The sequence below is a fragment of the Streptomyces kebangsaanensis genome, assembly GCF_001906585.1.
Classification (GTDB): domain Bacteria; phylum Actinomycetota; class Actinomycetes; order Streptomycetales; family Streptomycetaceae; genus Streptomyces; species Streptomyces kebangsaanensis.
Map to the genome: position 1 here is coordinate 22,685 of NZ_JUJA01000158.1, position 9,994 is coordinate 32,678.

The following is a 9,994-nucleotide window of genomic DNA, read 5'->3' on the forward strand; positions in this document are numbered from 1 at the left end:
GACCCGAGCTGATCTTCCTCGACGAGCCGACCGCCGCGCTCGACCCGGAGGGCCGCCGCGATCTGTGGGAGGTCCTGCGGGGCCTCAAGGCGCAGGGCCGGACCATCGTGTACACCACGCACCACCTGGACGAGGCGGAGGCGCTCTGCGACCGCGTGGGCATCCTGGTGGCCGGCCGGCTCGTCGTCACCGACGCGCCGCAGAACCTGATCGGAACCTTCGGCGCCACCAGCCGGCTGCTGGTCCCGCTCGGCCGGATCGACGAGCAGAAGGCCGCCTCCCTGCCCGGCGTGGACGGCGTCACCGTGCAGGGCGGGCACCTCGTCCTGGAGACCCGGGCCACCGGCCGGGTGCTCGCCGCCCTCGACCCCCTCACCGGTCTGGACGGCGTGCAGACCCGCACCCCCAGCCTCGAGGACGTCTACCTCGACATCACCGCCCGGCAGAGCCAGGCCCAGACCCCCCTCACCACGGACAACACGAACAACCAGGAGCAGCAGGCATGAGCGCCTACACCGCGCTGACCGCGGCGGGCTACCGCGCCCAGGTCCGGGACAAGACGACCGTCTTCTTCACCTTCGCCTTCCCCCTGATCTTCCTCGTCGTCTTCGGTCTCGTCTTCCGCGGCCGGAGCGTCGAGGAGAGCGGCTTCTCCTACCTCTCCTACACCGCCGCCGGAGTGCTCTCCTGGGGTGTCGCCAACGCCGCCGTCTTCGGCATCGGGTTCACGCTGATGCAGTGGCGCGCGGACGACATCCTCCGGATGATCCGCATGTCGCCCGCCCCGCTGTCCTCCGTCATCGGGTCCCGCTACGTCCTCGCCCTGGGGGTGGGGCTCGTCCAGTCGGTCCTGTTCGTCGGGGTGGCGATGCTTCCCGGGTTCGACCTGGTGCCCGCCTCCCGCTGGCCCCTGCTGATTCCCGTCATGGTCCTCGGCATCACCACCTTCCTGCTGCTCGGGATGATCATCGGCAGCATCGCCGACACCCCGGAGTCGGTCGCCGGCATCGCCAACTTCCTGATGCTGCCCATGGCCTTCCTGTCCGGGTCGTTCTTCCCGCTGGACGCCATGCCGGACTGGCTGCAGAAGGTCTCGCTGGTCATGCCGCTGCGCTATCTCAACGACGCGGTGTCGGCCGCCCTGACCGGCCGCGGCGACCTGTCCGACATCGGCGTGGGGTGCGCCGGGCTCGTCGCATTCGCCGTCGTCTTCGGGGCGGTCGCGGCGCGCACCTTCCGCTGGACGAAGAGCTCATGAGCACCGCGACCCGGCCGCTGCCCGCGCACCCGATGGAGGAGGCCCGCGGCACCCTCCAGGCGTTCCTGGACGGCCGCTTCGGTGCCGACGCCCCGCGGGTCGTGCCGGTCGGTGCCGTCGGCGCGGGGGGCGGCGACGCCGGAGCCCCGGACCCCTGGGCGGCGGACCGGCCGACGGCGCTGGTCCACGTCAGCGCCTCGGCGATCCTGCTCGGCCCCTGGGGCGGCGACGGCAGCGCACCCGCCTGCGGCCGCTGCCTCGCCGTACGGTGGCAGCGGCTGCGCAGCCGCAGCGAGCGCAACGCCCTGGAGACCGGCGGCCCGGACGGGCCCCGTCCGGCCGGTGCCTGGCCGCTGTTCACCGGTCATGCCCAGGACGTGGTGGCCGCACTGTGCGAAGCCCTGCTGCACGGGCCCCGCCCGGTGCCCCCCGCCACGCACCCGGCGGACCGCGCCCTGCCCCAGGTGACCCGGCTGGACCTGGCGAACCTGCTGATCAGGACGTTCCCGCTGCTCGCCGACCCGCTCTGCCCGGACTGCGGTCCCCGCGCCCGGACCCAGGCGGCGGACGACGTCCGGCCGCTCACCCTCGCCCCGCGTCCCAAACCGGACCCCGGCACCTACCGGCTGCGCTCGGCCTTCTCCTACCCCCTCCCCACCGATGCCCTGGCCAATCCGGTCTGCGGCGCCCTGGGGGCCGGCACCTGGACCGACGTCACCTCGTCCACCACCGCCCCGGTGGCCGGCAGCGCGTTCGTCCGGGGGTACGCGGGACTCCACGACGTCACCTGGAGCGGGCAGGAGAACTCCTTCGCCACCAGCCGCCGGCTCGCGTTCCTGGAGGGCCTGGAACGGTACGCGGGCACCCACCGGCGCGGCGGCTCCGTGCCGGTGGTCGGCTCCTACGACGAGCTGCGGGCCGACGCGGTCGACCCCGCGGTGTGCGGCCTGTACGGCGACGAGACCTACCGCGACGACCCCTTCGTCGAGCCGTTCGACCCCGGCCGGCCCATCCCCTGGGAGTGGGGCTGGTCGCTGCGGGACGAGCGCCCCGTGCTGGTGCCGTCGCGGTTGGTCTACTACAGCATCCCGTTGGCCGACGACAACTTCGTCTTCGAGTGCTCCAACGGCTGTGCCGTCGGCGGCTGCCTGGAGGAGGCGGTCCTGGGCGGCCTGCTCGAACTCGTCGAGCGCGACTCCTTCCTGAACGGCTGGTACGGCGCGGCCCGGCTGCCCCGCATCGACCTGGGGACGGTCGGCAGTCCCACGGCCGCCGCCATGGCCGAGCGGGCCGCCCTGCAGGGCTACGACGTGCACGTCTTCGACAACCGGATCGACCTGGCGATCCCGGCCGTCACCGTGGTCGGCGTCCGCCGGGACGGGGGCCCGGGCACCCTGTCCTTCGCGGCCGCGGCCTCGCTGGACCCGAGGGCCGCGGTCGAGGGGGCGCTGTCCGAGGTGCTGAGCTACATCCCGCACCTGGCCCGGCAGACCGCCGAGCGCCGCGGCGAACTGGAGGCCATGGCCGACGACTTCTTCCTGGTGCGCCACCTGAAGGACCACCCCCAGCTCTACGGGCTGCCCCGCATGGCCGCGTACGCGCGCGGCTATCTGGAGCCGTCCGAGGTCCGCCCCTTCGACGAGGTGTACCGGGACTGGGAGCGCCACGGCCGCCCCCGCACCGGCGACCTGCGCGACGACGTCGCCGTGGTCCGGGACGAACTGGTGCGGGCGGGCCATGACGTCGTCGTCGTCGACCAGACCTCGCCCGAGCAGGAGCGGATGGGGCTGCGGACGGTCAGTACGGTGGTGCCGGGGCTGCTGCCGATCGACTTCGGCTGGAACCGGCAGCGGGCCCTGCTGATGCCCCGGCTGCGCACCGCGCTGCGTCGCGGCGGGCACCGGGACCGCGACCTCACCGACGCGGAGATCCTTCGGGCCCCGCACCCCTTCCCCTGAAGCCCGCCTCCCCCACCCGGGCCTCCCCGCGCCGCGGTGGGGGCCCGGCCGTTCCCCGGAGTCCGCCGATGAACCCGCCGTCCCACCACGCCCCGCCCCCGGCACCGGCCGGCCACGACGCCCCGCCCGCGCCCGGTCACGACTCGCCGCCGCCGGGCGCGGAGAACCTCCTCGTCCGCGCCGGGGACGTCCTGCGGCCCGCCCTCTCCCTCTACCTGGACCTGCACGCGCATCCGGAACCGTCCGGCCAGGAGGCCCGCACCGCGGACCGCTTCGGCCGTCGACTCGCGGCGGTGGGCTGCGAGATCACCCACGGGGTGGGCGGCCACGGCGTCGTCGGTGTGCTCCGCAACGGGGACAGGCCCCGTGTCTGGCTGCGGGCGGAGCTCGACGCGCTCCCGGTGCGCGAGCGGACCGGGCTGCCGTACGCCAGCCGCACCGACGCCATGCACGCGTGCGGCCACGACCTGCACCTGGCCGCGGCGGCCGGCGCCGCGGACCTGCTCGCCCGCCTGTCCGACCGGTGGCGGGGCACCCTGCTGGTGGTGGGGCAGCCGGCCGAGGAGACGCTCGGCGGGGCCGAGGCCATGCTGCGCGACGGACTGTACGAACGGTTCGGCAGACCCGGCGCCGTACTCGCCCAGCACGCCGCGCCGCTGCCCTCCGGCACGGTCGCGCACGCGGCGGAACAGGTGCCGATGGCGGCGGCCGGCGCGGTGCTCGACGTGGTGCTGCACGGGCGGGGCGGGCACGCCGCCACCCCGCACCTGGCGGTGGACCCGGTCGTCGCCGCGGCCGCCGTCGTCACCCGGCTCCAGGGCGTCGTCGCCCGCGAGACCGCGCCCGCCGACCAGGTGACGCTGACCGTGGGCACGCTGCGGGCCGGGACGGCCGCCAACGTCATACCGGACCGCGCCGAACTCGGCATCGGGGTCCGCGCGTCGAGCGAGGCGTCCCTCGACCGGGCGCTGACCGCGGTGCGCCGCATCGTCCTCGCCGAGAGCGCCGCCGCGGGCGCCCCCCGGGAGCCCGAGGTGACCGTCGCCTCCCGCTCGGCGGCCCTGCGGTGCGACCCGCACGCCACCGACTCGGTACGGCGTGCCCACGCCGGACTCCTGGGGCCCGGGCGGGTCCTGCCCTGGCCGGGGTCGATGGCCGCGGAGGACTTCCCGCTGTTCGGGGACGCCGGAGCCGGTGTCCACGGGCAGCACGGGGTCCCGCTGGTCTACTGGATGCTGGGCGTGGTGGGCGCGGACGAGTGGCGCCGGGCGACGGCCGACGGCCCCGACGCCCCGCCACCGGCCCCGAACCACTCCCCGTACTTCGCCCCCCACATCGGCAGCGCCCTGCGCCCCGCGATCGCCGCGCTGGCGAGTGCGGCACTCGACCGGTTCGCCGCCGGGTGAGGGACCGGCGGCCGCGAACGGTGTGCGGTGGGCCCCCCGCGCCCGCACACTCTGGTACATGAGCGAGCAGCAGAGGACATCCGCCGCACGGATCGTGGTCGGCGTCGACGGCTCCGAGCCGTCGAAGGCCGCCCTGCGGTGGGCGGCCCGGCAGGCCGCCCTGACGGGCGGAGTGGTCGAGGCGGTGACCTCCTGGCAGTACCCGCAGTGGTACGGCGCGAGTCCCATGGTCGCCGACTTCGACTTCGCGGACAACGCCAGGAGCATTCTCACCCAGGCGATCGACGAGGCCCTCGGCCCCGACCGGCCGGCCGGGATCCGGCCCCGGGTCGTGTGCGGGCACCCGGCCGGCGTGCTGCTGGACGCCGCCCGCGGGGCGGAGCTGCTGGTCGTGGGGAGCCGGGGGCTCGGCGGATTCGCCGGGGCACTGCTGGGCTCGGTCAGCCAGCACCTCGTCCAGCACGCGGCGTGCCCGGTCGTCGTCATCCGCGGCAGCGCCGACGCGCCGACGCCGGCCTCGGCGGCGTAATGGTCAACGCCGCCCCGGGGCGGTGTTCATCAGCCAGGTCACCGTACGGCTCACGTCGGACAGCGAGACGATTCCGACGAGCCTGCCGTCGTCCACGACCAGGACCCGGTGTTCGGCGCCCGGCTCCATGCGCGGCAGCAGGTCCGCCAGCGGACTGTCCGGCCCGGCCACGGTGACCTGTGACAGCGGCACCATCACCTGGCTCACCGTCACGGCGTGGGCCTCGGCCCGCGGCACCCGCCTGGCGCTGTCGAGGGTCACCAGCCCGACGGGGGCCCCGTCCCCGTCCTCGGTCACCGGGAACGCCGAATGCCGGTAGCGGTAGCTCGGATCGGTGAGGAAGCCCGCGACCGTGGTGTCCGCGGGGACCGTGAGCGGTTCGGGTGTCATGGCGTTCCGCACCGGGACACCGGCGAGCACGCCGCGCAGCTGGGCCTGCCGTCCCTCGGCGGTGGCGGCCGCGATGAGGAACCAGCCGATCAGGGCCAGCCACAGACCGCCGAACGCGCCGCTCCGCATGAACACGATCAGCCCGAGCACCACGAGCAGCCACCCGAAGACCCGCCCCGCCGCGGTCGCGCCGGCCGTCGCCCGCAGCCGGTCCCCCGTGCGCCACCACAGGAACGCGCGCAGCAGCCTGCCGCCGTCGAGCGGGGCGGCGGGCAGCGCGTTGAAGAGCGCGAGCAGCACGTTGATGCCCGCCAGCCAGGCCACCATCTCCACCACGACCCCGGACACGGACGCCGTGCCGAGCAGCCAGGCGACGAGTGCGAAGAGCCCGCCCAGCAGGAGGCTGACGAGCGGGCCGACACCGGCGATCCTCAGCTCCGCGCCGGGGCTGGACGCCTCGGACCTGAGCCGGGCCGCCCCGCCCAGCAGCCACAGCACGATGTCGTCCACCTCGACCCCGTTGCGCCGGGCCACCACGGCGTGCGCCAGCTCGTGCGCGAGCAGGGAGGCGAAGAAGACCACGGCGGTGCACAGGCCGGCCGCCCAGTACACCGCCCAGGAACGCCCCGGATGCGCCTGCGGCAGACGGCCCTGCGCCAGACCGAACGCGATGATCGCGAAGATGAACAGGACGCTCCAGTGCACGCCGATCCGGACCCCCGCGATCCGCCCCAGAACGAACGTCGCCCGCACCGCTCTCTCCCCTGCTCGAACCGTCACCCGCTCCAGTACACCCTTGGACCCACGGCTTCGCGCGCCGGAAAGGCCCAAGGGACCGGAGGGCGGTTCGTGGTGTGACCGCCTGGCACGCGGACAGGGCCGTTCCTAGACTTGGGACGTGGTCCGGCCCAACGAGGAGGTCGAGGCGCTCCTGCACGAGTACGCCGACCTCATCGCCATCACCGGAGGCGACGCGTTCAGAGCCCGCGCCTACGAGAAGGCCGCCCGCGCGATCGGCGGCTGTCCCGCCGACGTCTCCCACCTGGACGCCGCGGCTCTGCGGGAGATCCCCAGCGTGGGCAGGTCGATCGCCGAGAAGGTCGTCGAGTACGTCCGCACCGGCCACGTCACGGAGGTCGAGGAGACCCGGGCCAGGATCCCCGCGGGGGTGCGGCAGCTCATCACCGTCCCCACCCTCGGCCCCAGAAAAGCGCTGGCGCTCTACGAGAACCTGCACATCTCGTCGGTGGACGAGCTGGCCGACGCCATCCGGGCACGGAAGCTGCGCGGTCTGAAGGGTTTCGGGCAGAAGACCGAGGCGAACCTCCTGCACGGCATCGCCCTCATGCGGCAGGCGGGGGAGCGCATCCCGCTGAGCACCGCCACGGAGGCCGCCGAGGACATCGTCGCCGAACTCTCCCGGATCACCGGCTGCAAGCACTGCGCGTACGCCGGATCGCTGCGCCGCATGAAGGAGACCGTCGGCGACATCGACGTCCTCGTCGCCGCCGGCCGGTCGGCCCCCTTCATGGACGCCCTCGCCGAACTGCCCTCCACCGCCGAGGTCGTCGCCCACGGCGCGAAGAAGACCTCGGTCCGTACCGTCACGGGCGTCCAGGTCGACCTGCGCGTGGTGCGACCGGACTCGTGGGGCGCCGGCCTGCAGTACTTCACCGGCTCGAAGGCGCACAACATCCGCACCCGCACGATCGCCGCCCACCTGGGCCTGAAGCTCTCCGAGTACGGCCTGTCCGAGACCGGGAGCGGACGACGGGTCGCCTCCCGCTCCGAGGACGAGGTGTACGCCAGGCTCGGCCTGCCCTGGATCCCGCCCACGCTGCGCGAGGACCGGGGCGAGATCGAGGCCGGCCTGCGCGGCGAGCTGCCCGAGGTGGTGACCGAGCGGGACGTCCGCGGTGATCTGCACACCCACACCGACCTCACCGACGGCCTCGCCCCGCTGGAGGAGATGGTGGCGGCGGCCGCCGAACGGGGCTACGCGTACTACGCGGTCACCGACCACGCGCCGGACCTGCGCATGCAGCGCATGACCGACGAGAAGATCCTCGCCCAGCGCGAGCGGGTGCGGTCGCTGGACGGCAGGTACCACGGGATGCGGCTGCTGCACGGCGCCGAGCTCAACATCGGTCCCGAGGGGGAGGTGGACTGGCCCGACGGGTTCCTGGCCGGCTTCGACCTCTGCGTGGCCTCGGTGCACTCCCACTTCACCCTCGGCCGCAGGGCGATGACCCGGCGGATCGTACGCGCCTGCGAGAACCCCCGTGTCAACGTCATCGGACACCCCACCACCCGGCTGATCGGCAGGCGGCCGGGCATCGACGCCGACCTCGACGAGGTGTTCGCCGCCTGCGCCCGCACCGGCACGGCCCTGGAGATCAACTCCCAGCCCGACCGCCTGGACCTGGGCGACGAGGACATCCTCCGGGCCAGGAGCCACGGGGCGAGGTTCGCCGTCGACAGCGACGCCCACTCGGTCCCCCAGCTCGCGCTCCTCCGCTACGGGATCGGCACGGCGCAGCGCGGATGGCTCACCCCGGACGACGTGATCAACACATGGCCCCTGCGCCGGCTGCGCCGGTTCCTGCGCAAGGACCGGGCGGGCTGAGGCGCACACGCGCCGAGCCGGTGCGGCGGGCGGCCGTGGCGCTCCCCCGCGTTCAGGCGCCCAGCAGCGGGTTCGGCAGGGGCCGGTAGTGGGCGGCGGCACCGTCGGCGCCCGTCCAGCGCAGCAGGAGGTTGGTCTTTCCGGGCAGGGTGGGCGAGGTGAGCAGGGCGGGGATCTCGGGCAGGTCGTGGCGGGCGAGTTCGCGGCGGACGGCGGGCCAGGGGTCCAGCCCCGGGTGGCGTTCGGCGAGGGCGGCGGCGATCTCGCCGAGGTGGTTGACGACCAGGCAGTACACCAGCCGTTCCCATCCGGCGGCCCGGGAGACGTCCGGCAGCAGCTTGACGCCCTCGGCGTCCCGGAACAGCGCCTGTACGGGGAGGCCGGCGGCGTCCACGGCGACCAGGGAGTTCTGCAGGTGGGCCTCCAGGACGACGCCGTGCCGGGCGAAGACACCGAGGGCCGGGGGCACGACCTGGCGCAGGTACGCCTCCCACCACACCTCCGGGTCCGCCGGGCCGTCGAGCGGGTTGCCGTCGAAGCCCTCGGCGAGGGCCGCGGCGAGCAGCGGGGTCGCGCCGGGCAGCACGTGCCGGCCCAGCCCGTCGCGGACGACGACGGCCAGCTCCTCGAAGGCGAAGGCGGCGGTGCGGTAGCCGCGGTCGCTCAGCCAGGCCGCCGGGCCGCCCAGCCCGGCGAAGGCGGCCGCCGCCGCCGTGTCCGTGCGGCGCAGCCTCAGCAGGTCGTGCCGCCACAGCCGGCGTACGTCGTTGGTGATGCGCACGTCCAGGCTGAACTTCAGGAAGAGGTCCGCACCGTCCGCGCCGTCCGCACCGTCCGCGCCGGGGACCTGGACCTGGACGGTGCGTACCGCCGCCGTGGGCCGCACCTCGGCGGCGGTCCTGCCCAGCCGCAGCAGCCGGCCGTCGGCGAAGGCACCGGTGAGGTCGCGGCCGGTCAGGTCGAGCTGCCAGGGGTGGGCGGGCAGCAGCCGGTAGCCGGGCGGGGCCTGGCCGAGGGCGTCGAGCGCCGAGGTGTCGCCCTCCTCGGCGACCATGTCCTCGCGCACGGCGAGCAGCACCAGCGGGAAGCGGGCGTGCGCCTCGGGCGCGTACGGCAGCCAGGAGGCGACCGGGCCGCCGCCGCGCGCCTTGGGCGCCGGGTGGTACGGATGACCGGTGACGAGGGCCTGCTCGGACCGGGTGTACGGGTCCTCGGGCACCGCCGCCCGGTCGCGGGCGGCGAGCAGCGCCGCCACCGCGACCCGGCTGTCGATCATCTCGGCGGGCAGTTCGTCGTTGGACAGCCCCGTGTGCCGGCGCAGCTCCTCGGCCACGAGTTTGACCAGTTCCGTGTGGCCGATGCGCTGCCAGCCGTCCGCCGTGCGCACCTCCGGTCCGACGGGCCGCCGCCCGCCGCCGACCCGCAGCAGCCGGCCCCCGCCCGGCAGCCGGTACACCCGCCGCCCGTCCGGATCCGGGCACGGCCGCGCCACCTCCCGGATCAGGCAGTTCAGCAGGGGGGCGGCCGCGTAGGCGTCGGCGCGCTCGGCGATGTCGTCGCCGGGGGGCGTGAGCTCCATGGGTTCCAACCGGTCCGTTCGGTCCATTCGGTGCATACGTCCACACGGTGCGAAGGTGATCAGTATTTCTGCCCGGCGCGCGCTAACGTGACGCCCGGACCCGTACCGGAGGAGCCAGACCGTGCGCCGTTCCCCGACCGTCGAGACCGAGGTCGCCGAGGAGCTGGCCGCCGTGCGCCCCGGCCTCGTCCCACGGTACGCGGCAGAGCTGCGCGGCGCGCGGGCCGCCGTGCTGACCCGGCTGTGGC

7 protein-coding genes and 1 pseudogene are annotated in these 9,994 nt (G+C 74.8%); 6 read left to right on the top strand and 2 right to left on the bottom strand.

All coding sequences use genetic code 11. The features are described from left to right. From RH94_RS44905 to RH94_RS28675, 5 genes and pseudogenes are all read left to right on the top strand, one after another. Nucleotides 1-506: pseudogene (locus RH94_RS44905) on the top strand (ABC transporter ATP-binding protein); the annotation flags it as partial. Further along, entirely contained in the window at nucleotides 503-1,258 is a 756-nt protein-coding gene (locus tag RH94_RS28660) for an ABC transporter permease (RefSeq protein WP_073951259.1), read from the top strand. The pseudogene RH94_RS44905 and the gene RH94_RS28660, both read left to right, overlap by 4 nt. Next, complete coding sequence (locus tag RH94_RS28665; RefSeq protein WP_073951260.1) at nucleotides 1,255-3,216, top strand: TOMM precursor leader peptide-binding protein; 1,962 nt, start codon at nucleotides 1,255-1,257, stop codon at nucleotides 3,214-3,216. The genes RH94_RS28660 and RH94_RS28665 overlap by 4 nt, the downstream gene beginning before the upstream one ends. A gap of 68 nt (nucleotides 3,217-3,284) precedes the next feature. Next, a complete protein-coding gene (locus RH94_RS28670) occupies nucleotides 3,285-4,622 on the top strand; it encodes an amidohydrolase (protein ID WP_079189230.1) in 1,338 nt (445 codons plus the stop codon). Between the two features lie 58 nt (nucleotides 4,623-4,680). After that, complete coding sequence (locus RH94_RS28675; RefSeq protein ID WP_073951411.1) at nucleotides 4,681-5,151, top strand: universal stress protein; 471 nt, start codon at nucleotides 4,681-4,683, stop codon at nucleotides 5,149-5,151. 3 nt (nucleotides 5,152-5,154) lie between these two features. On the opposite strand, the gene RH94_RS28680 is transcribed toward RH94_RS28675, so the two are convergent. After that, a complete protein-coding gene (locus tag RH94_RS28680) occupies nucleotides 5,155-6,294 on the bottom strand; it encodes a site-2 protease family protein (protein ID WP_073951261.1) in 1,140 nt (379 codons plus the stop codon). Between the two features lie 145 nt (nucleotides 6,295-6,439). Between RH94_RS28680 and polX the strand changes: the two genes are divergently transcribed. Next, the gene (gene polX, locus RH94_RS28685) at nucleotides 6,440-8,167 is read left to right on the top strand and encodes a DNA polymerase/3'-5' exonuclease PolX (RefSeq protein WP_073951262.1); all 1,728 of its coding nucleotides are present in this window, start codon (nucleotides 6,440-6,442) and stop codon (nucleotides 8,165-8,167) included. A gap of 52 nt (nucleotides 8,168-8,219) precedes the next feature. Here polX and RH94_RS28690 read toward each other — a convergent pair whose 3' ends face one another. Beyond that, nucleotides 8,220-9,746 carry an IucA/IucC family protein gene (locus tag RH94_RS28690; protein ID WP_107428852.1) on the bottom strand — a complete coding sequence of 509 codons (1,527 nt, stop codon included), beginning with the start codon at nucleotides 9,744-9,746 and terminating at the stop codon, nucleotides 8,220-8,222. Nucleotides 9,747-9,994 lie beyond the last annotated feature (248 nt).